This window comes from Sphingopyxis sp. PAMC25046 (genome assembly GCF_004795895.1).
GTDB lineage: Bacteria > Pseudomonadota > Alphaproteobacteria > Sphingomonadales > Sphingomonadaceae > Sphingopyxis.
The window spans coordinates 1,891,593-1,916,996 of the sequence record NZ_CP039250.1 but is presented as its reverse complement, the minus strand read 5'-3'; the positions used below and the strand labels follow the sequence as shown (position 1 = coordinate 1,916,996).

The window sequence follows — 25,404 nt, the reverse complement described above, 5'->3', positions numbered from 1 at the left end:
TGATCGTTAGACTTCGATGCCTTCCGCCAGAGTCAACGCGTCTTCAACGTCGACGCCGAGGTACCGCACGGTATTTTCAATCTTGGTATGACCGAGCAGAATTTGGACGGCACGTAGGTTGCCGGTTGCCTTGTAAATGATTGACGCCTTCGTTCTGCGTAGAGAGTGCGTCCCGTAATCTTCGCTTCGAAGGCCAACCGCCGTTACCCATTCGTCAACGAGACGCGCATATTGACGCGTGCTCATATGGGCAGAGTGGTCGATCCGGCTGGGAAACGCAAAATCCTCGATCGATCCACCGCGACGCTCAAGCCATGCCAAGAGGCTTCCACGAGCGTCCGACATGATCTCGAACTGAACTGGTCGACCGGTCTTCTGCTGAATCACCATCGCCCGTGTTCTCAACTCACCGCCGGTGACAAGGTCGCCGATCTTGATCTTCACCAGATCGCAGCCTCTCAGTTTGCTGTCGATCGCAAGATCGAAAAGTGCCCTGTCTCGAAGCCGATGCTCTCGATCTAGGTGAAAGCGAATAGCCCAAATCTGCCGTGGTTTTAACGGCCGCTTTGCGCCAACCTTTCGACCGGCATTCCACGCCGGTCGCGGAGGTAAATAGTCGAATTCTGACCTACCCATGATCGTTCTCCTAAGGCCAAAATGGCCAAAAAGGGAAACGCATGGGTCAAGCTGGTTGGCTGCTTGCAGGCAGCCAGCTTTGAGGCTCCATACAGCGAGAGCGGACGTTCGAACTGCCCAAGCGTTCGCTCCAGTTCATGTGATGCGTTCGATCGACAAGTCCTGATTTAAGCCTCGCTGTTTCCCGTTGCTGCCGTTGAACCGGTTACGGACCGAAACTGAAATTCCAAACTTAAAAACGGGGCAGCGAAAGCAAGGCAATGGGTGGAAAACCACCGCTTGTTATGGTCAGGTAATAGCGCCGCGACGCACCTTGTTCCCTGGCGACAACATCGACCTCTTCATTCTGAAACCAGACCCAGAAACGGTGGGTTCCGGCATTGATCCAGTCGACGATCTGATCGGCGAGGAACAGGCTCTCGCCTACCTTCACCGCGGCGATATGATGCGTCCGGCCATTACCGGTACCTACGCGGACGGCGATAATCTCATAGTCGGCCATATCATGACGTCCGATCCTCTTGTGCGGGCCAGCTAGTAGCGAACCGGAACGATGCGGATCCGGTCGATAGCGCCAGGGGACGCGCGCGACCGGGCGATGGCGGCAGCGCGAAGCTCATCGAGAGCGATGGCTTCATAGCCGTTTTCATCGGGCTGCATGGGAAGGTCGGTTTCGACGACAAGAATGACCTTTCGGGCGAGGCCGTCGATCTCCCACTCGAACCAGCAGCGGACGATGTGACTGGCTCCTTCTCGATCATCCTCCATGGGGCGCATCCCGGACAAGCGATCGTGCGCGAAGCTCGCGCTCGATGCTGGCATAGCCGGCGTCGCTTCGCGTCGCGACCGCGATGGGACGCCCACTCAGAATTGCGTCTTCGGTGTTGAGAAAGTCGAGCGCCGCGTCGCGTCCGCCAAGCAGTTGGAACGCCAGCGCGCTGATCGCGCCTTGCCGCTGCGCGTCCTCCGGCGCAAGGGGTGTGACCTTGCGATTTCGCCGAAACGGGTTTGTACGCGCGTTCGCCAAACCGGTGCGCGGTTTATCGTGCTTAGGCGTCATTGGCTTGCTCTCCTTCGGCTCCGCTCCCGGAACCTTGGCGCCGGAGCGCGGCACGCGCGTCGTCGATATTCGAATATCGGAATGGCCCGACCCGGAACTGTTCCACATATGTGTGGGCGATACCCGCTTCCGATAGCGACCGAACCGGCTGGAGATGCACCGCAGCGGCTGGATTCAAATCAGGCAAGGCGGACAACTTGGCCGTAAGCGTCGCCAGCTTGTCCTCGTCGAGGTCAAGCGCGCGATAGATGTCGCGGCCGATAACCCAGATATCCTCCTGGACTGCGGCAAGCCGACCGACGACGTCCTCCAAGCCGAAGGCCACCCTTTCTTCCTCGGTCATCGCCAGCGCCTCGTTGACGAGCAATTCTGCAATCAGCGTGTCGCCAACAAAAACCGGGTAGTCGGTTGCAGGCTCGGAAAAAGGTGGGTCAGCCTTCGGACCAACATGTTCCGGCACGATAACCGCTGCAAAGCCGTCCGCCAGCCCACGGCGCTCGCGATACTCGTTGATCCGCTTCGCATAATAGCGGGGCAGATCGAAGTTCGGAAGCAAGTGACCGTCGCGCCGGGCCTGGCTCACCGCCATGAGCGCCATCTGGTGATGATAGAGAATTTGGTTGAGATCCATGTCTGCTCCCTTTTGCGGGAGCGCGATTGTCTCTCAGTCACCGGCATGCAATGCCAAGCTGGCGATAGCCTCATGTGGGCGTCCCGATGCTGCATTACAAGCCATCTGCATGTCGAAAGGTCCTGATCGAACTTCAGGCGCCCCGGGCGAGCATCGACCTCCTGCTCTCGGCCGACTATTTGTCGACGTAACTGAAAGCCAAGGAATTCCTTGATTTTTTGAGATCTCTGACTTATATGCAGATCGCTAACGTCGCCTGCGACGGAAATTTGATGCCCCCTGCGGGGGTCGCTTCTTCCCTTCTCACGCTTCCAGCTCTGCCGGTGCTTTTGCCGACGGATACCCTGTTTTCGTGAAAGGAAACATCCATGCCGATCGGCAACGTCAAATTCTTCAACAGCGACAAGGGCTATGGATTCATCGCAGCCGCGGATGGCTCGGGCGACAGCTTCGTCCACATCACCGCCGTCGAGCGCGCCGGGATGGCGACGCTGAACAAGGACCAGCGCCTCAGCTACGACCTTGAGACCGGCCGTGATGGCAAGGTTTCGGCCGTAAATCTCGAAACGGCCTGACGCGTCGGGTGGCCAAGGAAGAGCTTCTCACCTTCGACGGCATGATCGACGAGATCCTGCCTGACGGGCGCTTTCGCGTCGAACTCGAAAATGGCCACCGGCTGATCGCCTACACCGCCGGACGGATGCGGCGTTTCCGCATCCGCTCGGTAGTGGGCGATGCCGTACGCGTCGAAATGACGCCCTACGATCTGACCAAGGGCCGCATCGTCTATCGCGATCGCGGCCCTGGCAATCCGGGCGCCGCAAGCAAGCGTCGCTGACACTTTCAATCAAGTAGACCAACATGTTTCAGAATAATATCTACCCCGGCCTTACAGGCCTTTCACAGGCAGGGAGGCCGATACGCCTCCGCCCGGAGGCTCGGCGCTCGCCGACGTTATCGCGCCGCGAACTCCGCCGTCTCATCGCCGACATGATCGACTGATCGAAAGGACTCCCATGGCCGCTACAGCAACAAGCGTTCATTATCGCGAGCAGGCCGAACGGTGCGAGGCCGAAGCCGCTGCAGCCGAACTGACGCAGGTACGTGATCGCAGCCTGCGCTCGGCGGCCGCCTGGCATGCCATGGCGGTTCGCCAGCTGAAGTCCGAAAAGGCACGAGCTGAAAGAGACCATCTCGCGAATGAGGTGCGCAAGCAATGCCTCGCATGAGCGATGGATCAGCAACGCCATCCTAACGCTTCGGCCTGCATTTCCGAATATCCAGCCGCGAGATTTTAATGTACGCAGCAATGGCTTCCGGTGGCAAAAAAGGGGCCCACCAAGCGGGGGCCGGCCCAGCAGCCTATGACCGAAGCACCACCCCATCCCGATCCAACACGGCGTCTTCCGGACCCCATCGGGAAGAAAAATGGCTACACACCGAAGCCCACCCTTCAATAGCTGTTCCATATCGCCGACAGCCGGGCGAATCGTTCAACAGCGTCAACACGCTGCGCATCCTCGGCCGCTGGATGCGGATGATCACCATACCGAACCAGTCGAGCGTTGCGAAGGCCTACGCGGAGTTCGACGAAGCGGGGCGCATGCTGCCATCGAGTTACTATTACCGGATCGTCGACGTCGCCGAGGAGCTTGTCCGCTTCACAATCCTCACACGCGAGCATGCCGACCAGTTCGTCGACCGCTATTCGAAGCGCAAGGACCGGAACGAACCCGTCGCCACGCCAGCCGAACAGGCCGGGATTCCGGGGACCCGCTAAACGGTCTTGGCCGGTCGCGATCGGTCGGCTCAGAGATGAGCTGAGAAAAGCGGACACCGACCTCCGGCCACCGCTCGCCTCTTACATCTTTGACCCCGGCCCCCATATCTACCTCATCGCGGCATCGGAAGTTGTAGGCCGTCGCGGCTGAGAGACATCGCGCTCCCGCTTACGAAGGAGGCGCACCATGACTTCCGATGTGCAGGGACAAGACGCTATCAAACGGCGGTCGAATAGCTTTTTGCGCAGGAGCCGGACGCCCTCCGCACTCGAGGATGCGCGGCGGCAAGGCGATATCAGTCAACTCGCTTTCCTGCTTCTCGGTGGCCGCGACGCCGCAATCGCCTTCCTCAACGCGGAGAATGACGAGCTGGGAGGCCGCCCGCTCGCAGTGGCGACCGCAAGTGCCGAAGGCTATGAACAAGTGGCCGCCGCCAAACGGGCGTGGAAAAACACGCCGCGGTCCCAATGAGCCGCGCCATGAACCTGTCCCTGCCCGAAGAGGAGGTCAGGCGCCTCTGCCTGGCGCAAGGGGTCAGCATCAGCGCGATCGAGCCGCTTCAGTCGGGCGGTACGCGCCTCGTCTGTACCTCGAGTGCGGGCGCCGAGGAGATGCGACTGCGGCTTCGCGGCCACCTGATCGAAGGCGATGTCATACGCTACCGTTTTTATCGCCCATCGGCGAACGAGAACTAATATCTCCCAATCCCGTATTCGTGCGGCGATCCTTGCGGAATGTGTTATAAGGCCACATCACCTGAATTCTGAACAAGCTCCATGTGACAGAGGGACAATCATTGTGCTCTCGCTTGATACAGGAGCACGCACCATGTGCCTCAATCAACTACTCGAAGACGAACAGCTCGCGCTGATGCGCTATTCCGCAGTGACCAAGCCCTCGGAGATCATGCGATATCGGCGCAAGATCGAAAGCCTCGGTCAGCGCTTCAAATCCTTCCCATACCATCACCGTCCCTATTTTCCCTCGAACGCGGCGGCTGGCGCGATTGCGTCGCCCCGTCCCACGCATCCGGTCGGATTCTCGGTCGCAGCAAACGATCGGAAGGACGTCTGACATGGCCAAATCGCAAAAGCGCAGCAATCGCGAGATCCGCAAGCCCAAGGCCGCGAAGCCGAAGGCACAGACCGCGCTCGCCGTACAAGAGGCATCCGCGGTCAAGATGACCGCCAAGCCGAAAGGCAAGCACTGAGATGGCCTTCACACGCCGGCGCTGCGGATCGCGTTCGTCGGCAATGCCCTTCCACGCCGCTGCGGCATAGCCACCTTCACGACCGACCTCGAACTGGCGGTCGGAGCGCTCGGCGAGGTTGCGGAAACGACTATTGTCGCGATGATCGAGCCGGGCGGCGACCATGTATTTCCGGAAACCGTCGGCAGGACGATCCGGCAGGACGATGCGGCCGACTATCGCGCCGCCGCCGATTTCATCAATCGCGAGGCGTTCGACCTCGTCTGTCTCCAGCATGAGTTCGGCATCTTCGGCGGCGAGGCGGGCGCGCTGGTTCTCGATCTGGTCGTGAGGCTCGACGCGCCGCTCGTCACCACCTTGCACACGGTTCTCGATCGGCCGAACGCGGCGCAGCGCCGGGCCCTGGACGCAATCATCGCCGCATCGGCGCGGGTGGTGGTCATGGCCGGCAAGGCCCGCGACATGCTGATCGACGTCTATGGTGCTGATCCGGAGAGGATTGACGTCATCGCGCACGGCATTCCCGATGTTCCGCTCGCCTCGACGCGCGCGGCGAAGGAACGGTTGGGCTTTACCGATCGCAAGGTGATCCTGACGTTCGGGCTGATGAGCCCGAACAAGGGCATCGAGACGATGATCGACGCCATGCCCGAAATCGTACGGTGCGCACCCGACGCGCTCTATGTCGTGATGGGCGCCACCCATCCCATATTGCAGGCCGAAGAAGGCGAACAGTATCGCGACACGCTGATGGCCCGGGTGCGCGCTCTTGGCCTCGACGATCATGTCGTCTTCATAAACCGCTTCGTCGACCGCCCCGAACTGCTCGACCATATCGCGATGTGCGATGTCTACGCGACGCCCTATCTGGCGGCCGCGCAGATGACCTCGGGGACCCTCGCCTACTCGCACGGCATGGGGCGGCCGGTCGTATCGACGCCATATTGGCACGCCGCCGAGCTGCTGATCGATGGGTCGGGCGTGCTGATCTCGTTCGACAATCCGGCTGGCTTCGGTCCTGCAATTGCCAATCTGCTGGGCGACGAAACCGGGCGTCTGGCGATGGGTCGCAAGGCCTATGCCGCCAGCCGTCCGATGACTTGGGCCAATACGGCGCGCCGCTATGCCGCGAGCTTTCGCGCGGCTTCCCGCAAAGGCAGGGTTGCGACCGGCGACCGGATGGACATGCCAAAACCCATCCCGACGATCGCACAGACGAAAGCCCGACCGAACCTCCCGCCCATGTCGCTCGATCATCTCGCCGCGATGAGCGACGATACCGGCATGGCCCAGCATGCGGTTCATGCGATCGCCGACCGCCGCCATGGCTATTGCATCGACGACAATGCGCGGGCGCTGCTGCTGTGCTGCGGTCTCGCCGACGGTCCCGACGCGCCGCTGGTGCGCCGCCTGTCGTCCACCTTCGCGGCCTTCATCCAGCATGGCTGGAATCCGGACAATCGGCGCTTTCGCAATTTCATGAGCTTCGACCGGCGATGGCTGGAAGATGCGGGCTCGGAAGACAGTCATGGGCGGACGCTCTGGGCGCTGGGCACCTATAGCGCTCGCGCCGGCTCCCCCGGACACGCGCGCTGGGCAAGAGAGCTGTTCAGCGAGGCGCTGGACGGGGTGGTAGCGTTTACTTCGCCGCGGGCCTGGGCGTTCACCTTGCTCGGCCTTGCCCCCTATTGCGGCGTTTACGCGGAAGATTATGCCGCCGCGGGCCTGCGGGCCGAACTCGCCGACCGTCTCGAAAAACTGCTGAGCGCACGGGAAGGTCCCGAATGGACATGGTTCGAGAATGGCCTCAGCTATGACAATGCGCGGCTGCCGCAGGCGCTGATCGTCACGGGCGCGGCAATGCGCTCGGCGAACATGGTCGAAGCGGGACTGCGAAGCCTGCGCTGGCTGGTGCCAATGCAGACGGCAGGCGAAGGTCATTTCCGGCCCGTGGGCTCGCATGGTTTCCTGATGGCTTCGCGGAATATGCCCCAGGCGTTCGATCAACAGCCGCTGGAAGCCTGTGCGACGATCGCCGCCTGTATCGCGGCGCAACGCGTCGATCCGGGCTTTTCTTGGCATGCGGAAGCCGAACGCGCATTCGCATGGTTTCTCGGCGCGAACGACCTCGGCATCGAACTGGCCGACGTCGCAATGGGCAGTTGCCGCGACGGCCTGCATCCAGACCGAGCGAATGAGAACCGGGGGGCGGAATCGGTGTTGTCCTTCCTGCTCTCGCTGGCCGACATGCAAAGATTGAACGCCATGAACCGGCCGGCGCCGCCACAGACGATCGCCCCATCCACGCACGACACCGTCGATGTCTGAAGAGGCTCCGCCATCCGCCCCATTCTTCAACCGGCAGGCGCTCCATCTGCGGCCCGACCCGTCGCGCGTCGTCGTCCGCCCGTTCCGACCAGCGGTCGAGCCGCGGGACCTCAATCCCCTCGACAAGACACGCGCCAATCACATCGTCGACCGCGTCCTCGCGCTGACTGCGGATCAAACCGACATGCTGCTTGCCGAAACGCTGCGGAACTTCGACGACCGGCACCGCAATCTGCCCGCGATCTTCGAACGGCGTGCCGCCGAAATGGAGGATGCCTTCGCCGCGCACGCGACTTTCTCGCTGGCGCAACGCCAGCTCGTCGGCGCCTATTTCCTCCATGAATACAGCTTCGAAGCAGCGGCGCTGTTCAATCCGAGCATCGTGCCGCATCCGGACCAGTCGGACGTTCCCGAAGGGTGCCGCCGCTTCATCCTCAGCCTGCGTGCGGTCGGCGAAGGCCATATCTCGTCGCTGACGTTCCGGTCGGGGATATTGGCGGCCGACGGAACCGTCACCATCGACCCGCCCGCGCGGCTCGCCGCGACGCCCGACGTGACGGCCCGCGTCGGCGATTACCTGGAACTCAGCTTCGATCCTGCCGGCGACATCGCCGAGCGAGTGATCTTCCCCGTCACCGAAATGCAGGCGAACGGAATCGAGGATGCCCGCTTCGTCGCCTTCCAGAGCGAAGGCCAGACCATCTATTATGCGACCTACACCGCTTACAGCAGCCGCGGCATACGATCGGAGCTGCTCGAAACCCGGGACTTCGTGACATTCCACCTGACGCCGCTCAAGGGTACCGCGGCGCGCAACAAGGGGATGGCGCTGTTTCCGCGCAAGATCGGCGGGCGCTATGCGATGATCGCGCGCCACGACAATGAGAGCCTGCACCTGATCCTGTCGGACAGCGTCCATGAATGGGGCCTGGGCGAGGTGATCGTGAAACCCGAATATCCCTGGGAGTTCGTCCAGATCGGAAATTGCGGCTCGCCCATCGAACTCGACGAAGGCTGGCTGCTCTTCACCCATGGCGTCGGGCCGGTACGCCATTATTCGATCGGCGCTGTCCTGCTCGACAAGGACGATCCGTCGCGCGTGCTCGGGCGCTCGCGTGAACCGCTCGTCCAGCCCGCGACCGCCGAACGGCACGGCTATGTCCCCAATGTCGTCTATTCGTGCGGCGCCATGAAGCTCGGCGAGCGGATCCTGCTTCCCTACGCGATTTCCGACGCCTTTTCGACCGTCGCCACGATCAAGATTGCGACGCTTCTCGACCAACTCCAGGCTTGAAAGAACTTCGACATGGACAAAAGCACAGCCGGCAATGGTGGATCATGCCGATGCGGCGGCATCGACGCAGCCGAGCGCGAAACGCTGGATCGATACGCCATTACCCGCGTGCCCGCCGCAACCTATCTCCGGGACGGGTATCGCTACACCAGCCTTGCCGATGCGGTCGCGCTGGCACGCCGTTCCGGCATGTGAACGGATAATCGGACACCGCCGGCAACCGAAACCTTGAGGCGCCGCGGGGCACTTCCCAAAACGAAACCCGGCCAGCACCGGCTGCTCCGCTTGCCCGGCTTTGCCGTTTCTATATCCCGGGTGAGACCGCTGGTTCCGGGCCAGTCGGCCCAGGGCGCGACGGGGGCTACCGACTTCCTCCTGAAACGGAGGTTCGCGAGATCAAGGGCAGGAAACCGGATTCTCAGGTCCGCCGCCCGCTTACCTGCCATGCCAGATCGCCAAGCTTGACCATTTCGCAGCCGCAGACCCTGCAGTGGCCGACGAACCGGCCCCGATCCTGCCGACTGGTCCTGATGTTGACGACATGGCGGCCGAAAAGATTGTGCAAAATCACGATCGCGGTCCTCGTCGGGGTTGAGCGCCTCCTTCATTGTCCCATCGTTCAATCGCTTGTTGGGCGGGAGACAATGGTGCGATTGGAAGATCGGCTGGTTGCGGTGCGCCCGGGTGGGCATTGCTCTCACGCGCCCAGCTGTCGATTGCGCGCTCAAGGTCGCCGCGGCGGCGGCGCGACTGATAAAACGCATTCTCCATCGTTTGCGGGACATGTTCCAGCCCGTGATGGAGGAGCCGGTTCCACAACCGAATGATCCGCCCCAAAGGTCGCGAAGGTTCGTGGATAGCGATCATCGAATAGACTCCCGTCGGGCAAGCGGGAGCTCGATGTCTCTCAGTCACGGGAAGCTTGCGATCGAAATCGGGTGATGGCGCATTCTATCACAGACGGGCATGATGCGGGCATCAATTCGCTACGCAGAACGAGATCTTCCACCCGTACCAGCGTCTACCACCGCGTCCCCTCCGGCTTACCCAAACCCGGTGCGAAACCCAAGCGGATCACGAGCACAAAAAAAACCGCCGATTTCAGCGAGGCATCCACCTTTCGCGCCTGGTGGTTTTTACCGCTCGACTCTCTCATGGATAAGCCTAGGCTCTCCCGGCAAAGACTCTCGAATGCGACCCTTGTGAGAGTTGATGGGGCTTCCTTTGGTCACGACCGCAGAGGATGGAAAAAGCCCCGTCGAAGGATGGGGCTTTTTCTGATCGGCCGGTCCATTTGCACCGCCATCGCCCCTCGGCGTTGCCGGACCGATCATAAGTGGCCGGTTGCGGTCAGGCCGGTTTCAGGCGAGAATCGCAGAAAGCAGCCGTTCGTGGAAAAAAATGGCTGCACTTGAGTCGAAGTGACCAGTTGCCGCCTACTAATCTCGTCATCCCGACATAGTCCGGGATAACTGTTTGGGGGAATGCCAGTCCGGCAAATCGAAAATAGACATATCTCAGCATTCGATGAGATGGAGCGCGGCCCGGTGTGAGCCGACGCCCCATCCTTTACTTCCTCAGTTGCGGAGGAAGTCGAGCAGGTCGCGATTGATGACATCCGCGTGCACGGCGGCCATGCCATGCGGATATCCTTCATAGGCCTTGAGGACGCCCTTCGAGAGCAGCTTGGCCGACAGCGGCGCCGCATGTTCGAAGGGCACGACCTGATCGTCGGTACCATGCATGACGAGCGTCGGAACCTGGATCTTCTTCAGATCATCCGTGAAGTCAGTTTCCGAGAACGCTTTGACGCAATCGTAATGCGCCTTGGCGCTGCCGACCATGCCCTGACGCCACCAGTTCTGGATCAGCCCCTGGCTGACCTTCGCGCCATCGCGATTGAAGCCGTAGAAGGGGCCTGACGCGATATCGAGATAGAATTGCGAGCGATCTTCGGCGAGCGACTTACGAAACCCATCGAAGACATCGATTGGCAGTCCACCGGTGTTGCCCGGCTTCTTGACCATCACCGGCGGGACCGCTGCGACCAGTACCAGTTTCGACAGCGTCCCGGGCTTTGCTCGCGCTGCGTAATGCGCGGCCTCGCCGCCGCCGGTCGAATGCCCGATATGCACCGCGCCCTTGAGATCCAGCGCAGCGACCAGCGCGGCGACGTCGGCTGCGTAGGTATCCATGTCGTTGCCGGTATCGGTCTGGGTCGATCGGCCATGCCCACGACGGTCGTGGGCAATCACCCGGTAGCCCTTCGACAGAAAGAAAAGCAGCTGATTGTCCCACTCGTCGGCGGTGAGCGGCCAGCCGTGATGGAAGACGAGCGGCTGTGCGTCGCGCGGTCCCCAATCCTTGTAGAAGATCTGCACACCGTCGGCGGTTTTGATGAAGTTCATTATATTGTCTCCTTCGGATCCCGGAATGGGAGGGGCAGCGAAACCGGAGGCCGGCCAGTCGGCAGCGCCGATCATCGCAGCAGCGGCCCCCGCGACGATGAGCGCGCGGCGATCGATCATGAATTCTTCGAGAAGCGGCATGTTGCGGTCCCCTGCATGAGGCCAGCTCCGTGACGTGACGATGATGGATGGAGCCGGCCCTTCCGACATAACGAATCCGGGGAGCTTCACGACCGTCCGGGAAGCAGAGGGCGCCTATGCGAAGGTCGAGGCGCTCCGTGCGCTTTGGGTAGGGTTAAACAGCACCCTGGCGCACGCGACACGCCATTTGGTCCCACTGCCAGGGAGTAAACGCACGCTTCCCTGTTCGAAAGGCCTGGTTCCTTAACCCGGCGGCACAGTCGCGGGGCGGCGTTCGCGCGGTCTAGCTCGGAAGGGACGCCCCGCCCTTCTGGCTCGCCAAATTCCAAGGAAATTTCATGAAGATCAACGATGTCGCAGCGCAGGCCTTTGCAATGCCGCTCACCAACCCCGCCTACCCGCGCCCGCCCTATCGCTTCTATAACCGCGAATATATCATCATCAAATATCGCACCAACCCCGATGCGCTGCGCGCCGTGGTGCCCGAGCCGCTCGAGATCGCCGAGCCGATTGTCAGCTATGAATTCATCCGAATGCCCGATTCCACCGGCTTCGGCGATTACACCGAGACGGGCCAGGTCATCCCGGTGCGCCATCGCGGCGAAGCCGGCGGCTATGTCCACTCCATGTATCTCGACGACGAGGCGCCGATCGCCGGGGGGCGCGAGATCTGGGGGTTTCCGAAGAAGCTTGCCGCCCCGGCGATCGTTCATGAATCCGACGTCATTCGCGGCACGCTGCACTATGGTTCTGCGCTCTGCGCCTCGGGATCGGTCGGCTACAAGCACGAGATCCTCGACCCGGCGCCGGTGCTCGAGAGCATGCGACGCCCCAATTTCATGCTCAAGATCATCCCGCATGTCGATGGGGCACCGCGCATCTGCGAGCTCGTCCGCTATTCGCTTGAAGACATTGATCTCAAGGGCGCATGGAGCGGCCCGGCTGCCCTGGCGCTCTTTCCGCATGTGATCGCCGACGTCGCTCGTCTTCCCGTACTCGAGGTGCTGGGCGCAACGCACTTCATTGCCGACCTTACGCTTGGGCTCGGCGAGGTCGTCCACGACTATCTCGCAGGAGACGCGGCATGACCGGTCCGGCGCCGACGCGCGATCCCAATTATTTCGATCCCAATGCAACACCGCGAATCGAAGAACTGACGGCGAATTACGATCGCGTCGCGCTGATTCTCCAGGGCGGCGGCGCGCTTGGGGCCTATCAGGTCGGCGTTTACAAGGCCCTCGCCGAAGCGGGCGCCGAACCCGACTGGATTTCGGGCGTTTCGATCGGCGCGATCAATGCGGCGATCATCGCCGGCAACCGCCCGGCCGATCGACTGGACCGGCTGGAAGAGTTCTGGTCCACAGTCTCGGGACGCACATTGTGGAGCGACCATCTCCCCGAATGGGATGTCTACCGTCAGTTTCGCGACCGGATGAGCGCCCTGTTGACCCTCTCGGGAGGTGCTCCCGGATTCTTCACCCCGCGCCAGCCCAATCCCTGGCTGCTGCCGCCCGGCGCACCCGGGGCGACGAGCTTTTACGACACAAACGCTCTTCGCGAGACGCTCGAAAAGCTCGTCGACTTCGACATATTGAACAATGGCGAAAAGCGGATCAGCCTTGGCGCGGTCAAGGTCCGCACGGGCAATCTGACCTTCTTCGACAGCGCCGCCATGCGGCTCGGTCCCGAGCATATAATGGCGAGCGGCGCGCTGCCGCCCGGGCTTCCGGCGGTCAAGATCGACGGCGAGGATTATTGGGACGGCGGCCTCGTCTCGAACACACCGCTCCAGCATCTGCTCGCGCAGGAAGAGGAGATGCGGTCGCTTGTTTTCCAGGTCGACCTTTTCTCAGCGCGCGGCATGCTTCCGCGGGACATGGACGATGTCCTGACGCGCCAGAAGGACATTCTTTATTCCAGCCGCACCCGGCAGAATACCGACAGCTACCGCCACATCCACGATCTCAAGCTCCAGCTGCGCGAAGCCTTGAAGCGGGTGCCCCCCGATCAGCTCACCCCGCTCGAAAAGGTTCAGCTCGAACGGACGAGCGCGCCCGCCTCGGTCAACATCATCCAGCTCATCTATCAGCAGAAGGCTTATGAGAGCCAAGCCAAGGACTATGAGTTTTCGGCGGTCTCGATGCGCGAGCATATCGCCGCCGGCTGCGAGGACACACGCAAGACGCTGCACCACCGCCAGTGGCTCGAACCACTGCTCAACGGCGAATGCATCGTCGTCCACGACGTCCACCGCGAAGAAGCGGCCTGAACAACGGTTTTCAACAGCAAAATGGAGAATGACATGACCTTGAAAGGCAAGACGGCCGTCATCACGGGATCGACGAGCGGCATTGGGCTCGCTTACGCGCGCACGCTCGCGGCGGCAGGCGCCAACATCGTGATCAACGGCCTCGGCGACGCCGAGACGATCGAAACCGAACGCGCGGCGCTCGAAGCGCGGCACGATATCAAGGCGCTCTATATCGAAGCCGACATGACACGGCCCGACGAGATCGCCGCGATGATCGCGGAAGCGGAAGCGCGCTTCGACGGTGTGGACATCCTCATCAACAATGCCGGCGTCCAATTCGTCGCGCCGATCGAGGAATTTCCGCAGGAGAGATGGGACCAGATCATCGCCATCGACCTGTCGTCGGCTTTCCACGCGATTCGTGCCGTCGTCCCGGGCATGAAGAAGCGCAAATGGGGCCGGATTATCTCAACCGCTTCCGCGCATTCGATGACAGCCTCCCCCTTTAAAAGTGCTTATGTGGCTGCCAAGCACGGGCTCGCCGGCCTTACCAAGACCGTGGCGCTCGAGCTCGCGACCTCGGGCATCACCGCCAACTGCATCAGTCCCGGCTATGTCTGGACGCCGCTCGTGGAAAAGCAGATACCCGATACGATGAAAGCGCGTGACATGACACGCGAGGAGGTCATGCACGACGTGCTGCTCGCCGCCCAGCCGACCAAGGCGTTCGTCCAGCCCGACGAGGTGGCGGCCATGGCGCTGTTCCTCTGCTCGGATGCCGCGTCACAGATCACCGGCGCCAACATCGCCATCGACGGCGGCTGGACCGCCGAATGAACGCCAGCGCCGTGACGCACGACCAGCCGTTGCTGTCCACTGCCTTGGTGGTGCAGGCGACTCGCCGCTGGTGTGGAGCCCGGCAACGCGCACTGCCGGGCGGCCCGGCACTCCACCGCCTGTTTGCGCCGCTCGGGCTCTTCATGATGGCGGCCAGCTTCGACAGTTTGATGCTGCTGGTCGAGCACGCTGCCGGGCGCCCACTCCTTGCGGGTGTCGCGGACCAACCGACGCGCGACCAGCGCGGCATAGACGCGCTGCTGGCGACCGGTGAGATCGCTGCAGCCGACGGCTGGCTCGATTTCACCGCATCGCGCTGCCCGCTCGCGGGCACCATCGACTGCGCCGCCGTCTCGGTGCGGTTGGCCGCAGCGTCCGAACCGGCCTCGCCGCGCGCCTGAACAGGCAAAACATTCAGGGGCCGTATAAACGCCGCAGGATCTTCATCACGTCGGGGGCGCCCTCTGCGACTTCCCCGTCCCTATGCATGTCATCGCCCCCCAGGAGATGGCGATGGTTGAAACCAAGACACAGCGCGAGCGTGATCCATGCGGCCTCGTCGGGATTGTCGCCGCGTAGTGCGCCGTTGGCCATGTGCGCGGCGAAAAAATCCGATAGCGGCGCTTCAAGATCGTCTACGAGCCGACGACGAAGCAAGGCCGCTGCGCGGGGCAGACGAATCGCCTGAGCCCCGACCTCGCGTTGCAGCGTGAGGCTGTCGTCCGAACGCAGGGCATCGATCAGTGGGATGACGAAGGATTGGAGCACGGCAAGCGGGTCGCCCGGTGCCGAAAGCTGCGCGAGGGCATCGCCGTGCAGCCGCTCGGTCGCCGTTTCGACGACGGCTTCGAAAAGGACCTCTTTTGAACGAAAATACTTCCACAACGTCGCTTTTGAACCGCCGGCGTCCGCCGCGATCGACGACATGGTGGTAGCCGAAAACCCCTGGCCAAAAAAATGTCGCGCGGCCACGGCAAGGATCGCGGAGCGGCGATCCCGCCTCACGGGGCGCCTACCGCAGGACGCCCAGCCGGCACGCCCGGCAAGGTGAATATGAGCCGCGCGCCCACAGGTTCGTTCGTCTCAGCCCAAAGCCTGCCGCCATGCGCTTCCACGATCGACCGGCAAATCGCGAGCCCCATTCCCATGCCGCTCGCCTTTGTGGTGAAAAAGGAATCGAACATTTTCTCGGGATCTTCGATCCCGCATCCCCGGTCGGCGATCTCGATTCGCAAAACGGCCTGTCCCGCCCCGCGCACGGACAGCGAGAGACGTTTATCGTCCACGCCTTTCTCCATCGCCTCCATGCCGTTGCGCAGCAGATTGACGAACACCTGCTGAATCTGGATCGGATCGATGGCCACCGGCGACAGGCCATTCGCCACATCGACCTCGATCTGCACGCCGCGGCGCGACGCATCCTCCGCAAGAAGATCGACTACTTCGCCGACAAGCACCTCGATCATGCTCTCTGTCCGCGGTTCGGACGACTGACTGAACAGGGCGCGGATATGGCTCACGACATCGGCCGCCGACTGGGCGCTGCGGGTGATCCGTTCGACGATCACTCTTGCGCGCTCGAGGTTCGGCGGCTCGGCGACGAGCCAGCGCTCGCATGCCTGCGCATTGGTCATGATCGCCGCGAGCGGCTGGTTGACCTCGTGCGCGATCGAGGCGGACAGTTCGGCAAGGCTTGCCGCCTGCGCAGCGCGGCCAAGCTTATCCTGAACCTGCCGCAATTCTTCCTGCGCGCGGACCTGCTCCTCGATGTCGAGGCAGACGCCGTTCCACTGAACGATCTCCCCATCCTCGCCGCGCATCGCGGCGATACGGGTTTCGACCCAGCGATAGACGCCGTCGAAACGCCGCTGGCGGTGCGTCAGTGCATAGGAGGCGCCGGTCTTCAGCGAATGCTCGAACCGCTGATTGACCTTGTCGAGGTCGTCAGGATGAATGACGGCGCCCAAGACGCTCTGGAGACGGGTCTGGCCGGGAAGGTCCCGGTCTTCGACGTCGAACCCGAAAAACTCGCGCAGATGGCGGCTGAAGTACACAGGTTCGCCCTTGGGTGTCATGCACCAGATCAGCGCGGGCGCGGTCTCGATCAGCTCGCGTAGCGATCGTTCGCTCTCGAGAAGCGCCACCTCGGTCTTGCGAAACACATCGATGTCGAAGCCGATGCCGAACCAGCCCGTGATCGCGCCATCCGGACCGCGCGTGGGACGAATGGCAAAACGGTGCCAGACGTAAAGCCCCGTCGCGCGCAGGACGCGATACTCATAATTATAGGGATCGCCGGTTCGCAGGCACCGCCGAAGTTCGCGCGCGGCCTCCGGATAGTCGTCGGGATGAACGCCCAGCTTCCATCCGAAATCCCCACCGTCGACAAATGCACCGTCCCCGAGCGGTCGGTTGAGGTCCTCGAGCGTCATCGATATCGACGTCTGCGCCATCGGCGTGGCGTATGTGAACTGCCCGCTCGCATCGAAGGCGAACGCTGCGCCATAGAGGCTTTCGATGATCTTGGCGGCATGGACCGCGTCGACCGTATCGCCAAGCGACGCCGCGACCGTCCAGGCCTGATCGGGCGCATGGACGATCGGATCGACGCGGATACGGCTGCCGCGCGGTGGCTCGGCGAGAAATTCCGCCCATTGCCATTCGCCCCCGGCACTGCGCTGACGATAACTCACCACCTGTGGCACCCCGCCCCAGAAGGCGCGCGCCTTTGCCTGCGCCACCGCCGCGGCATCATCCGGGTGAATGTCGGGCGCCCGGGCAATCGGTTCGCGATCATCGGAATCGAGCGATGCCCCACGCTCGGCCATGACGATCGGCGCAAGACTCAAGATTGCGCCGACGGAAAGCGCCACGATCAGAAGGGCCGCCCAGGACAGCAAGGCCTCGCGTGGGCCGCCGAGCAGCGCAGCGCAAAGTAGCGCGGCGAGCAACAGGGCGAGCGCGCTCATCAGTGGGCGGCGCAAGCGCGGTGCCACGAGGAACAGCGCGGTGATCGGCACGATCAGTCCAGCGGCCTCTCCGAGCAGTGCGATGAGCAGCCCGGCAAGCGAAGCGCACAGAAGGACAGCAAGAGAACGGCGCGTATCGATGTGAATCATTAGGGATCCTTTCCCGGCAAAGGGACGATATCGCCACGCGGAGCCGACGCCATCTGTGCCAAGGTATAGACCCACGGATCAGCTTTTCGGCATAGTTTCGGCGACTTCCCAACCGCCGCCGAGCGCCTTGTAGAGCGCCGCGAATTGCTGCAGCTCTGCGCTACGCGCCTGAATTTCGAGCCGCTCGGCCGTGCTCTGCGCAAGCTGCGCCTGCAAAAGCGCCGTCAGATCGTCTTCCCCGGCACGATAGCGACGCCGCACCAGATCGACCCCTTCGCGCGCGGCCGCACTCGCTGCATCGCGTTCGGCGCGCGTCTCGCCCGCCGCCGCATAACGGTTGATCGCCGTCTCGCTGTCGGAAAGCGCGGCAAGGACGGCACGCTCGTAGCGGACAAGCGCGGCGTCGGCTCGGGCGTCAGCGGCGCGGATCTGGGCACGGATGCGTCCGCCGGAAAAAATCGGCCAGCGGAGCGAGGGGCCGACCTGAAAGCGCAGGCTGTCCCCCGAAAAAAGATCGCCGACGTCGCGCGCCTGGAAGCCGACGCCGCCGAGAAGTGAGAAGCGCGGGAACAATTCGGCGGTCGCGACGCCGACGTCGGCGGTCGCTGCGGCCAGTTCGCGCTCGGCGCGCCGGATATCGGGGCGGCGGCGCAGCAGATCCGAACGCAGGCCCGCACCCACGGCGCGATCGATCGACGGCAGGGCGGCCGGAGCCCGCAGCCGCGCGTAGACGGCTTCGGGCGGCTGCCCGAGGAGCAGCGCCAGCCGGAATGCCGTGGCGTCGGCGTCGGCGCCATATTGCGGCACGCTTGCTGCGCTGCCGCGCGCCTGCGCCTCGGCGCGGACGAGGTCGGTGCGCGACGCCAAGCCAACACGGAGACGATCGCCGACGAGGCGCGCCACCTCGCTCTGCGCCGCCGCGTCGGCCGCGGCAGTGGCGCGCAGGCTCTGCGCGGTTCGCAAGTCGACATAGGCGCGCACGACTTCGGCGATGACCTGAATCACGACCGCGCGGCGTGCTTCCTCGACCGCGCCGGTGCGCGCCTCGGCGCTTTCGATCGCGCGCCGCGTACCGCCCCAGAGGTCAATCTCCCAGGACGCGTCGAAACCGCCGTCGAAAATCGCAAGGTCGCGGCCGAGCCCGGGAACCTTGCCGACGGGAAGCTGGCCGTTTTCACTGAGGCGGTTCTGCGTCGCGACCGCCGAGACGCCCGCTTGCGGCAGCGCCCGACCCTGCACCGCGTCACGCAGGGCGCGCGCCTCGCGAAGGCGCGCTTCGGCTTCTTCGAGATCCTTGTTACCGGCAAGGGCCGCCTCGACCAGTTCGCTAAGCAGCGGGTCGCCGAAGGCGGTCCACCATGCCGCGTCAACCTCTCCGGCACCGACGGGCGCGAGCCAGTTTTCGCTGATGGCGGTCTCCGGCGGACGATAGTCGGGACCGACGGTACATCCGCCGAGAGCGCCGACGAGCAGTATCGCGCCCAGATTCGCCGGGCGCCGGAGGGAGGTCGTCATAATATCCTGTCCTTGTGCAATTTCGCGGCGCTGCGGCGCGCCGCCGAGCGAGCGAGGCCCTTCTTGACCGCGACAATGATCGGTGCAGCGACGATAAAGAGGAGCGCCACGGCGTTGAAAGCGGTGTCGAAGGCGATCACCGCGCTCTGCCCCGCGACGCTGCGACCAAGCATCGCGCCGGCTGCCTTGGCGGCTTGCGCCGCATCCATTCCCCGCCCGACCAGCATCGCCGCGATCGCCGACAGCCGCTCGCCGGTCGCGGTCGAGCCCGATGTAATCGCGGCGCCGAGGACCGCCTGGTTCGCGGTCGTCTGGTGATCGATCAATGTCTGAAGCCCGGCCACGCCGATCAGTCCGCCGAGCTGGCGCCCGATATTGAAGATACCGATCCCGAAGGCGAGCGCCACCGGAGGCAATTTGCTGAACGCGATCAGGGTGATCGAGAGAAAGAGACAACCAAGCCCGAAGCCGCGGAGCAGGATCGCCGGCATCATGTCGTCCGGACCGCTTTCGCCCGACGAGCCGGATAGCATCCACATCGCGGTCATCACCGTCAGGATGCCGAAGGGAACGGTCACGATCGGGGAAATCCAGCGCGCTTGCATCAGCGCAGCGGCCAGCAGGAGTGTCGCTGCAAAGACGGCCCCGCTCGGCAGCAGCAATGCGCCCGCCTCGGTGGCGGTAAAGCGGAGCACCAAGAGCGAAAAGGCCGGTATCAGGAACGCACTTCCGAACAGCGCGGCGCCCGCGACGAAACTGACGATGAAGGCGAAGGCGAAATCTTCGACACGAAACACCGCAAGATCGAACAGGGGTTGCACGGCGCGTCGCTGGCGGAGCGCGAACAGCGCGCCGCCGGCGACGACGAGACCGATCGACCAGTTGATCCGGCTTGCGTCGAGCCAGTCCCAGCGACTGCCCTGGCTGAGAAGAAAGGACGCCGCGACGAGCGCAATCGCCAGACCAGCGAGGCCTGCTATGTCGAGACCGCGCCGCGGCACGGCCGGCGGCGAAGGCGCGTCGCCGAGCAGAAGCAACCCGGCTGCCGCCAGCGCCACCGGAAAGATGCCGAACAAAATCCAGGTCCAGTCGTGCGTGTCGATGAGCCAACCCTGCAGGACCGGCGCGAGCGTCGCGGGCGCGACCACCGCTCCCATCGCGAACAGCGCCTGCACGACGGGCTGGCGCGCTGCGGAAAAGCTCCAGAACAGCAGCGCCTGGCCGCTGACGAGCAGGATCGCGCCGGCGAGGCCTTGGACGATACGCAGAAAAATGAGGAGGTCGAGTTGCACGACAAGCGCTCCGAGCGCGCTGGCGAGCCCCATGGCCAATGTCGCGCCGAGCAAGGTCCGGCGCGCTTCGATGCGGGTGAGAAACCAGGGCGCCAGTGCAAAGCCGATCAGCTTGAAGGCGGTATAGCCGACGTCGAGCCAGGCGAATTCGTCGGGCGTTGCGTAAATATCGCCGATGATGTCGGCACGTCCAAGCGCTAGCAGCGTGCTCGCGATCGCCTCGGTGAGGCTCGCCAGAAGGATCGCAGCGAGCAGCAGACTACGTGACAGTGCCGTCTCGCCGCGAGCCCCTGGGGCGGCGATCGCCGTCACGATATTTTGCCGCGCCGGATCTCCACGCGGGCCGACAGGCCGGGAACGAGCCGACCCGGCAGGGGATTGCCGCGCAGACGAATCTTGACCGGCACGCGCTGGACGACCCGCACGAAATTGCCGGTAGCATTATCGGACGGTATCAGGCTGAACGCGGAGCCACTGCCCGGTGCAAGGCTATCGACGATACCCTCGACGACTTCGCCCGGATAACCGTCGACCTCGATCCGTGCCGGCAGTCCGGGCCGGATATGCTCCAGCTGGGTTTCCTTGAAATTGGCAACGACATAAAGGGCTGCGACGGGCACGATGTCGAGCAGCGCACTACCGGGCGCAACGAGCCGCCCCACCCGAACCTGCCGATTGCCGACGACGCCGGCGATCGGCGCGCGGACCACGGTGTTTTCCAGATCGATCCGCGCGAGCTCGCGCGCGGCTTCCGCCTGTGCCAGCGCGGCGATGGCCGCCTCGCGCTGTGTGCCGAGCACGCCGATCTTTTGCCGCTGCGCATCGAGCGTCGCGGACGACGCGGCCGCTCCGGCCTCGGCCCGGCTCTCGCCGGCGTCGCTCTCGTCGACTTGCGCCTGGCTGACCGCGCCGCCGTGGATAAGGTCGCGCCGCCGCGCGCTCGACTTTCGGGCGAGTCCGAGATCGGCAACCGCCGCGCGGCGCTGGGCATCGGCCTGCCGCACCAGCGCTTGCTGGAGTATCGTCTCCTGCGCGACATTCGCCAGCCGGGCGCGCGCAGCTTCGACGTTCGCATCGGCCTGCGCGAGCTTCGCGCGATAGTCGCGATCGTCGATCCGGAACAGGACATCGCCGACCTTCACCGCCTCATTGTCTGCTACCTCGACCGCGGTCACATAGCCGGCGACCTTGGGCGCCAGCGAGGTGATGTCGCCACGTACATAGGCATTGTCGGTCGATGCGGCCGCGCCGGCGCTGGCCCAGAGCCAGGCCCCGACCCCTACGACAAGCGCGGTGAGAATGAGCAGCCCACCGGCGGTCTTGCGCCGTGCGGCGATGAAGTTGCGAAGCTTTGCCATAGCAGCCGTCCCGCCTTTTCTGTCGAAGCGATTGAAATCCTTGGAACCGCAATGCCGCGATGCTGCTCCTCCGCCTATCCGGTCAAAGCATCTCCCGACCGCGCCTTTGGTCTTGGCGACCCCATACCGAAGCATAGGTCGGCGCAGCCCCGCCGCCGCGGAGGATCTGCCTCGGCATGATCCTTCCCGACCGTTGAGGCGGCTAGCGCAGACGTGCGAAGCGCTGGCACGCTGGGCCGGCACAATGGGAAAGGAACAGCGATGTCACGGACGGACCTGGCGATCGAGGCGCGAACCAATCAGCAGCACGGGCTCGAGGCGGTCGGGCTGATGACCGCGGGCCTCGCACATGATCTGGCGAACAGCGTCCAGACGCTGACCAGCGCGGGCAATATCCTGCAGGCCCATGCTCTCCTCGCCGATGCGGCAGACCTGCGGCCGACACTCGACGGCGCCGCCGTGGCGCTCCGCCATGTCGAAATCATGGTTTCGGCGCTGCTTGCCTTTGTGCGTTCGCGGCCCGACGATCGATCGCCTTTCGACCCCGCCCAGTGCGTCCGCGCGCTCGAGCCGCTACTGCGATGGAGCATCGCGGCTGACGTCGTGCTCTCGATCCATATCCAGCCCGAATTGCCGCGGCTCGACTGCAATCGCCAGCAGCTCGAAAGCGCGCTCCTCAACCTGGTGCGCAATTCCAGCCAGGCGATTGCCGGTGGAGGATTGATCGTCGTCGCGGTGAGCACCGATCATGATCGCCGCAATATTCTGCTGGAGGTCGCCGACAGCGGCGCCGGAATGAGCGCAGGCGATCGCTCGCGAGCATTCGAGCCTTTTTTCACGCTGCGCGAGGCCGGGACCGGACTGGGCCTCGCGACGGTCCAGCGCTTTGCCCACGATCATGCGGGCGATGTTTCGATCGACAGCGAACCGGACGGCGGTACCAACGTTCAGCTGCGGCTTCCCGCGGCGGATGACGAGAGAAACGACCGGTCTTTGTCGCCGGGCAATCGTGCGACGCCTCAAGCCTGTGCCGGTTTGGCCTTGAAGCGCCGGCGGGCTGTGCCATCCGCGGCCTGATTAGCGCGCGCTGCCCGCGCCTCGCCGGGAAGCGCGACGCGAAATTCCGCTCCGCCGCCGGGCCGGTTTTCGACCGTGATCGAACCGCCGTGCGCTCCGACGATCGAATGGCAGATGGCAAGGCCAATGCCCATGCCGCCCTCCTTGGTCGTGAAGAATCCTTCGAATATCCGGCCGAGATGGTCGGGCGCCACACCGGGCCCCGAATCGCGTAGCCTGAACCAAATTGCGCCATCGGTATCGGACCCGGTAGCAAGGGCGATCTCGCGGTCGCTCTCACGCTGGGCCTCGACCGCCTGGATTGCATTGATCAGCAAGTTTACGACGACCTGCTGCAGCTGGATACGGTCGGCGATGACTGGCGTCAGCCCCTTGGCATAGCTTGCCGTGACGCGGATGGCCCGCGTATCGACCTCGTGCCGCACGAACAGCAGGCTCTCCTGCACGACTTCGTTGAGATTGAGCGGGACGAGTTCGGGTGGCTGCTTCGCCGCCATGCCGCGAATCCGTCCGACGATATCGTCCGCCCGGCGCGCGCTGGCTGCTATGCGCTCGGTCAGCTGCCGAACTTTTGCCAGATCGACGTCGGGCCGAACCAGCCAGCGCAGGCTGGTCTCGGCATTGGTCATGATCGCCGCAAGCGGTTGGTTAACCTCGTGCGCGATCGAGCTCGTCAATTCGCCGAGCGTCGAAATGCGCGCCGCATGACTGAAGTCGGCCTGGATCTGGCGCAGCTGCGATTCCATGCGCAGGCGGTCGGTCACATCCTCAAGACTGAAAATCGTAGTATCGAGTTCGAGCAGCGGTTCGGGATAGGTCACCGAAAAACGCACATCGAGAATGAGGCCGTCCAGCCGGCGGACCTTCATGAACTCGCTATAGTTCTGCCGCCCGCTGAAGCGTCCGATCATCACTCGCCGCAGGGACTCGCGGCTTATCGCGAACAGATAGCCGACCGGCTGGATCAGATCCTGAACGTTCGATCCGCCGATCAGCTGGATCGCGCTGCGGTTGACGTCGGTGACCGGGACGGTGGTCGCAGCCAGTTCAACCAGCTCGGGATGTTCTTCGAGATAGCGCTCGAAGTCGGTTACGCCGCGAGCGCGCAGTTCGGCGTAGATCTTTCCCATCCGGCTGGCGTCGACCTGCCATAGGGCGACCGGCATGAAATGGATGAGCTTGCGGTAGCGGGCCTCGCTGGCGCGCAGATAGGGATAGGACCGGTCGTCGTCGGCCGCGCCGTTAACCGCGACAAACAGGCGCTCGGGCGGCGCGTCGCTGCCGCCCCGCCAGACGCTCAGGGTCGGATCGCGCAGGATGCCGTCCGAGGCAAGCGAGCGCCGGTGCACCGCGTCGCCGGTCTCGCAGCCTGCAGCTTCGACAATCAGTTCGCCGAGCGTCGCGCGGCTCCCGACTGGCCAGAAATCGGCGACCGATTGACCGACCATCAGACCGCGCCCCCGGTTTCCGCCAACAAGCCGTGCGGTCCGATCATTGACCGCGACGATGCGGGCCGCATGGACGACGGCGCGCAGCCGTGTGTCCAGCTCGGCCGGCTCGAGCGCCACTTGCTGCCCGGCGACCGAAGCGATCGCGGCGCGGGCTCCGGAAATATCGATTTCCCATGTCGCCGCGAGCCGAGCGTCATCGACCTGGTCGTCCGGGTAGCCGGGGCGTTTGCCATCGGAGACGCCCATTCCATATTCAACGATGTCGCGCGGCGTGCCGTCATCATGATACCGCACATGCTGGCGCACCGCGGCCCCGACATAGGCGCCCGCAGGACTGCGGCGGTGGACGATGCCTTGCCAACGCCCCTCCTGGAGGAGCTGCTGCCAGCCGCCGCCGGCGTCTTCGGGAGGCATGAGATGGTCGAGTGTTCGTCCGACCATCGCCAGCGGGGGCCAGCCGAACAGGATTTCCGCTGCGGGATTCCAGTACCGGACCCGGCCCGCCATATCGAACAGGATAACACTTTCGGAGGCCAGTTCGGAGCCCGGATCGTCAGCCGCAAGCGCGGCGGGCGATGCCAGCGCGGTCATGGAGCGGCGTCGGCTTCGACCGCCGACGCGATCGCCGCGAGAAGGCGATCGTCGGCGACCGGCTTAGTCAGCCAGGCATGCGCGCCAAGCGCGAGCGCCCGCGCGCGCGTCGTGTCGTCGAGAACGGACGTCAGGACGACGACAGGCAGCGATGCGCCGGAGTCGTGAAGATGCGCGAGCAGTTCGATCCCGCTCATCCCGGGCATCCGCATATCGGTTACGAGGCATGAAAAATCATGGTCTGCGCGGCCGGCCAGAAAGGCGGCGGCGCCGTCGAAGGCGATGCAGGCGAAGCCCGACACCATCATCAGATCGGACAGGGCGTCGCGAATGGCTTCATCGTCGTCCACGATCGCAATGCAATATTTCTCGGACAAGCGGCTCGATCCTCTCTGACACGGCCCTCGGAGCCTGACGTGTCCAT

At 63.8% G+C, this 25,404-nt stretch carries 27 protein-coding genes and 1 pseudogene; 16 read left to right on the top strand and 12 right to left on the bottom strand.

Annotation, left to right across the window (positions count from 1 at the left end; all coding sequences use genetic code 11):
* Positions 1-6: 6 nt before the first annotated feature.
* From E5675_RS08980 to E5675_RS08965, 4 genes are all read right to left on the bottom strand, one after another.
* Positions 7-636, bottom strand: a complete 630-nt coding sequence (locus tag E5675_RS08980) for a tyrosine-type recombinase/integrase (RefSeq protein WP_136174220.1) — start codon at positions 634-636, stop codon at positions 7-9.
* Between the two features lie 232 nt (positions 637-868).
* A complete protein-coding gene (locus E5675_RS08975; RefSeq protein WP_136174219.1) occupies positions 869-1,138 on the bottom strand; it encodes a DUF3892 domain-containing protein in 270 nt (89 codons plus the stop codon).
* Positions 1,139-1,170: 32 nt separating this feature from the next.
* A complete protein-coding gene (locus E5675_RS08970) occupies positions 1,171-1,404 on the bottom strand; it encodes a hypothetical protein (RefSeq protein WP_168707828.1) in 234 nt (77 codons plus the stop codon).
* Positions 1,405-1,685: 281 nt separating this feature from the next.
* Positions 1,686-2,327 (bottom strand): hypothetical protein, encoded by a 642-nt coding sequence (locus E5675_RS08965; protein WP_136174217.1) that lies wholly within the window; start codon positions 2,325-2,327, stop codon positions 1,686-1,688.
* A gap of 368 nt (positions 2,328-2,695) precedes the next feature.
* On the opposite strand from E5675_RS08965, the gene E5675_RS08960 reads away from it, so the two are divergent.
* From E5675_RS08960 to E5675_RS08915, 11 genes and pseudogenes are all read left to right on the top strand, one after another.
* Positions 2,696-2,902, top strand: coding sequence for a cold-shock protein (locus E5675_RS08960; RefSeq protein WP_054728090.1), 207 nt, complete (start codon positions 2,696-2,698; stop codon positions 2,900-2,902).
* Between the two features lie 8 nt (positions 2,903-2,910).
* The gene (gene infA / locus E5675_RS08955; RefSeq protein WP_136174216.1) at positions 2,911-3,165 is read left to right on the top strand and encodes a translation initiation factor IF-1; all 255 of its coding nucleotides are present in this window, start codon (positions 2,911-2,913) and stop codon (positions 3,163-3,165) included.
* A 178-nt stretch (positions 3,166-3,343) separates the two neighbouring features.
* Positions 3,344-3,556 (top strand): hypothetical protein, encoded by a 213-nt coding sequence (locus E5675_RS08950; protein WP_054728096.1) that lies wholly within the window; start codon positions 3,344-3,346, stop codon positions 3,554-3,556.
* Positions 3,557-3,813: 257 nt separating this feature from the next.
* A pseudogene (locus E5675_RS08945) lies at positions 3,814-4,107 on the top strand (arsenical resistance protein ArsH); the annotation flags it as partial.
* A 187-nt stretch (positions 4,108-4,294) separates the two neighbouring features.
* Positions 4,295-4,579: a hypothetical protein gene (locus tag E5675_RS08940; RefSeq protein ID WP_136174215.1), complete on the top strand. Its 285-nt coding sequence runs from the start codon at positions 4,295-4,297 to the stop codon at positions 4,577-4,579.
* 8 nt (positions 4,580-4,587) lie between these two features.
* Entirely contained in the window at positions 4,588-4,803 is a 216-nt protein-coding gene (locus E5675_RS08935; RefSeq protein ID WP_247594844.1) for a hypothetical protein, read from the top strand.
* Positions 4,804-4,906: 103 nt separating this feature from the next.
* On the top strand, positions 4,907-5,182 hold the full coding sequence (locus tag E5675_RS08930) for a hypothetical protein (protein WP_136174213.1): 276 nt from the start codon (positions 4,907-4,909) through the stop codon (positions 5,180-5,182).
* A gap of 1 nt (position 5,183) precedes the next feature.
* The gene (locus E5675_RS21900) at positions 5,184-5,318 is read left to right on the top strand and encodes a hypothetical protein (protein ID WP_281727863.1); all 135 of its coding nucleotides are present in this window, start codon (positions 5,184-5,186) and stop codon (positions 5,316-5,318) included.
* Positions 5,319-5,459: 141 nt separating this feature from the next.
* Complete coding sequence (locus E5675_RS08925; protein WP_247594843.1) at positions 5,460-7,646, top strand: glycosyltransferase family 4 protein; 2,187 nt, start codon at positions 5,460-5,462, stop codon at positions 7,644-7,646.
* Positions 7,639-8,940: a glycoside hydrolase family 130 protein gene (locus E5675_RS08920; protein WP_136174211.1), complete on the top strand. Its 1,302-nt coding sequence runs from the start codon at positions 7,639-7,641 to the stop codon at positions 8,938-8,940. Before E5675_RS08925 ends, E5675_RS08920 begins: the two co-directional genes overlap by 8 nt.
* Before the next feature lie 12 nt (positions 8,941-8,952).
* Complete coding sequence (locus tag E5675_RS08915) at positions 8,953-9,135, top strand: hypothetical protein (protein ID WP_136174210.1); 183 nt, start codon at positions 8,953-8,955, stop codon at positions 9,133-9,135.
* Positions 9,136-10,517: 1,382 nt separating this feature from the next.
* On the opposite strand, the gene E5675_RS08910 is transcribed toward E5675_RS08915, so the two are convergent.
* Positions 10,518-11,348, bottom strand: coding sequence for an alpha/beta hydrolase (locus E5675_RS08910; RefSeq protein ID WP_136174209.1), 831 nt, complete (start codon positions 11,346-11,348; stop codon positions 10,518-10,520).
* Between the two features lie 479 nt (positions 11,349-11,827).
* On the opposite strand from E5675_RS08910, the gene E5675_RS08905 reads away from it, so the two are divergent.
* From E5675_RS08905 to E5675_RS08890, 4 genes are read left to right on the top strand one after another with little or no spacing between them, the layout of a single operon-like run.
* Complete coding sequence (locus E5675_RS08905; RefSeq protein ID WP_136174208.1) at positions 11,828-12,577, top strand: acetoacetate decarboxylase; 750 nt, start codon at positions 11,828-11,830, stop codon at positions 12,575-12,577.
* Positions 12,574-13,758 (top strand): patatin-like phospholipase family protein, encoded by a 1,185-nt coding sequence (locus E5675_RS08900; protein WP_136174207.1) that lies wholly within the window; start codon positions 12,574-12,576, stop codon positions 13,756-13,758. Before E5675_RS08905 ends, E5675_RS08900 begins: the two co-directional genes overlap by 4 nt.
* A 33-nt stretch (positions 13,759-13,791) precedes the next feature.
* Positions 13,792-14,577 carry a 3-hydroxybutyrate dehydrogenase gene (locus tag E5675_RS08895; protein WP_136174206.1) on the top strand — a complete coding sequence of 262 codons (786 nt, stop codon included), beginning with the start codon at positions 13,792-13,794 and terminating at the stop codon, positions 14,575-14,577.
* Positions 14,574-14,978 carry a hypothetical protein gene (locus tag E5675_RS08890; RefSeq protein ID WP_136174205.1) on the top strand — a complete coding sequence of 135 codons (405 nt, stop codon included), beginning with the start codon at positions 14,574-14,576 and terminating at the stop codon, positions 14,976-14,978. The genes E5675_RS08895 and E5675_RS08890 overlap by 4 nt, the downstream gene beginning before the upstream one ends.
* A gap of 13 nt (positions 14,979-14,991) precedes the next feature.
* Here E5675_RS08890 and E5675_RS21720 read toward each other — a convergent pair whose 3' ends face one another.
* The 5 genes from E5675_RS21720 to E5675_RS08865 all read right to left on the bottom strand — a co-directional run bounded on the left by E5675_RS21720 (position 14,992) and on the right by E5675_RS08865 (position 21,861).
* Positions 14,992-15,504 (bottom strand): TetR/AcrR family transcriptional regulator, encoded by a 513-nt coding sequence (locus E5675_RS21720; protein ID WP_247594842.1) that lies wholly within the window; start codon positions 15,502-15,504, stop codon positions 14,992-14,994.
* Positions 15,505-15,578: 74 nt separating this feature from the next.
* A complete protein-coding gene (locus E5675_RS08880; protein WP_136174203.1) occupies positions 15,579-17,696 on the bottom strand; it encodes a PAS domain-containing protein in 2,118 nt (705 codons plus the stop codon).
* Between the two features lie 78 nt (positions 17,697-17,774).
* Positions 17,775-19,211, bottom strand: coding sequence for an efflux transporter outer membrane subunit (locus E5675_RS08875; protein WP_136174202.1), 1,437 nt, complete (start codon positions 19,209-19,211; stop codon positions 17,775-17,777).
* Positions 19,208-20,815, bottom strand: coding sequence for an MFS transporter (locus E5675_RS08870; RefSeq protein ID WP_136174201.1), 1,608 nt, complete (start codon positions 20,813-20,815; stop codon positions 19,208-19,210). Before E5675_RS08870 ends, E5675_RS08875 begins: the two co-directional genes overlap by 4 nt.
* The gene (locus tag E5675_RS08865; protein ID WP_136174200.1) at positions 20,812-21,861 is read right to left on the bottom strand and encodes an HlyD family secretion protein; all 1,050 of its coding nucleotides are present in this window, start codon (positions 21,859-21,861) and stop codon (positions 20,812-20,814) included. The genes E5675_RS08870 and E5675_RS08865 overlap by 4 nt, the downstream gene beginning before the upstream one ends.
* Before the next feature lie 261 nt (positions 21,862-22,122).
* Between E5675_RS08865 and E5675_RS08860 the strand changes: the two genes are divergently transcribed.
* Positions 22,123-22,938, top strand: a complete 816-nt coding sequence (locus E5675_RS08860; RefSeq protein ID WP_136174199.1) for an ATP-binding protein — start codon at positions 22,123-22,125, stop codon at positions 22,936-22,938.
* Here E5675_RS08860 and E5675_RS08855 read toward each other — a convergent pair.
* Positions 22,881-24,980 (bottom strand): ATP-binding protein, encoded by a 2,100-nt coding sequence (locus E5675_RS08855; RefSeq protein WP_136174198.1) that lies wholly within the window; start codon positions 24,978-24,980, stop codon positions 22,881-22,883. The two genes, E5675_RS08860 and E5675_RS08855, sit on opposite strands and share 58 nt — an antisense overlap.
* Positions 24,977-25,357, bottom strand: a complete 381-nt coding sequence (locus E5675_RS08850) for a response regulator (RefSeq protein WP_247594841.1) — start codon at positions 25,355-25,357, stop codon at positions 24,977-24,979. The genes E5675_RS08855 and E5675_RS08850 overlap by 4 nt, the downstream gene beginning before the upstream one ends.
* Positions 25,358-25,404: the final 47 nt, after the last annotated feature.

Bases quoted from the DNA above. Each gene is read 5' to 3' on its own strand.
- E5675_RS08875 (WP_136174202.1), bottom strand. From the start codon at position 19,211: ATGACGACCTCCCTCCGGCGCCCGGCGAATCTGGGCGCGATACTGCTC.
- E5675_RS08920 (WP_136174211.1), top strand. From the start codon at position 7,639: ATGTCTGAAGAGGCTCCGCCATCCGCCCCATTCTTCAACCGGCAGGCG.
- E5675_RS08975 (WP_136174219.1), bottom strand. From the start codon at position 1,138: ATGGCCGACTATGAGATTATCGCCGTCCGCGTAGGTACCGGTAATGGC.
- E5675_RS21900 (WP_281727863.1), top strand. From the start codon at position 5,184: ATGGCCAAATCGCAAAAGCGCAGCAATCGCGAGATCCGCAAGCCCAAG.
- E5675_RS08855 (WP_136174198.1), bottom strand. From the start codon at position 24,980: ATGACCGCGCTGGCATCGCCCGCCGCGCTTGCGGCTGACGATCCGGGC.
- E5675_RS08865 (WP_136174200.1), bottom strand. From the start codon at position 21,861: ATGGCAAAGCTTCGCAACTTCATCGCCGCACGGCGCAAGACCGCCGGT.
- E5675_RS08965 (WP_136174217.1), bottom strand. From the start codon at position 2,327: ATGGATCTCAACCAAATTCTCTATCATCACCAGATGGCGCTCATGGCG.
- E5675_RS08940 (WP_136174215.1), top strand. From the start codon at position 4,295: ATGACTTCCGATGTGCAGGGACAAGACGCTATCAAACGGCGGTCGAAT.
- E5675_RS08960 (WP_054728090.1), top strand. From the start codon at position 2,696: ATGCCGATCGGCAACGTCAAATTCTTCAACAGCGACAAGGGCTATGGA.
- E5675_RS08925 (WP_247594843.1), top strand. From the start codon at position 5,460: ATGATCGAGCCGGGCGGCGACCATGTATTTCCGGAAACCGTCGGCAGG.
- E5675_RS08890 (WP_136174205.1), top strand. From the start codon at position 14,574: ATGAACGCCAGCGCCGTGACGCACGACCAGCCGTTGCTGTCCACTGCC.
- E5675_RS08905 (WP_136174208.1), top strand. From the start codon at position 11,828: ATGAAGATCAACGATGTCGCAGCGCAGGCCTTTGCAATGCCGCTCACC.
- E5675_RS08880 (WP_136174203.1), bottom strand. From the start codon at position 17,696: ATGATTCACATCGATACGCGCCGTTCTCTTGCTGTCCTTCTGTGCGCT.
- E5675_RS08935 (WP_247594844.1), top strand. From the start codon at position 4,588: ATGAACCTGTCCCTGCCCGAAGAGGAGGTCAGGCGCCTCTGCCTGGCG.
- E5675_RS08980 (WP_136174220.1), bottom strand. From the start codon at position 636: ATGGGTAGGTCAGAATTCGACTATTTACCTCCGCGACCGGCGTGGAAT.
- E5675_RS21720 (WP_247594842.1), bottom strand. From the start codon at position 15,504: ATGTCGTCGATCGCGGCGGACGCCGGCGGTTCAAAAGCGACGTTGTGG.
- E5675_RS08910 (WP_136174209.1), bottom strand. From the start codon at position 11,348: ATGAACTTCATCAAAACCGCCGACGGTGTGCAGATCTTCTACAAGGAT.
- E5675_RS08915 (WP_136174210.1), top strand. From the start codon at position 8,953: ATGGACAAAAGCACAGCCGGCAATGGTGGATCATGCCGATGCGGCGGC.
- E5675_RS08970 (WP_168707828.1), bottom strand. From the start codon at position 1,404: ATGGAGGATGATCGAGAAGGAGCCAGTCACATCGTCCGCTGCTGGTTC.
- E5675_RS08950 (WP_054728096.1), top strand. From the start codon at position 3,344: ATGGCCGCTACAGCAACAAGCGTTCATTATCGCGAGCAGGCCGAACGG.
- E5675_RS08895 (WP_136174206.1), top strand. From the start codon at position 13,792: ATGACCTTGAAAGGCAAGACGGCCGTCATCACGGGATCGACGAGCGGC.
- E5675_RS08900 (WP_136174207.1), top strand. From the start codon at position 12,574: ATGACCGGTCCGGCGCCGACGCGCGATCCCAATTATTTCGATCCCAAT.
- E5675_RS08860 (WP_136174199.1), top strand. From the start codon at position 22,123: ATGTCACGGACGGACCTGGCGATCGAGGCGCGAACCAATCAGCAGCAC.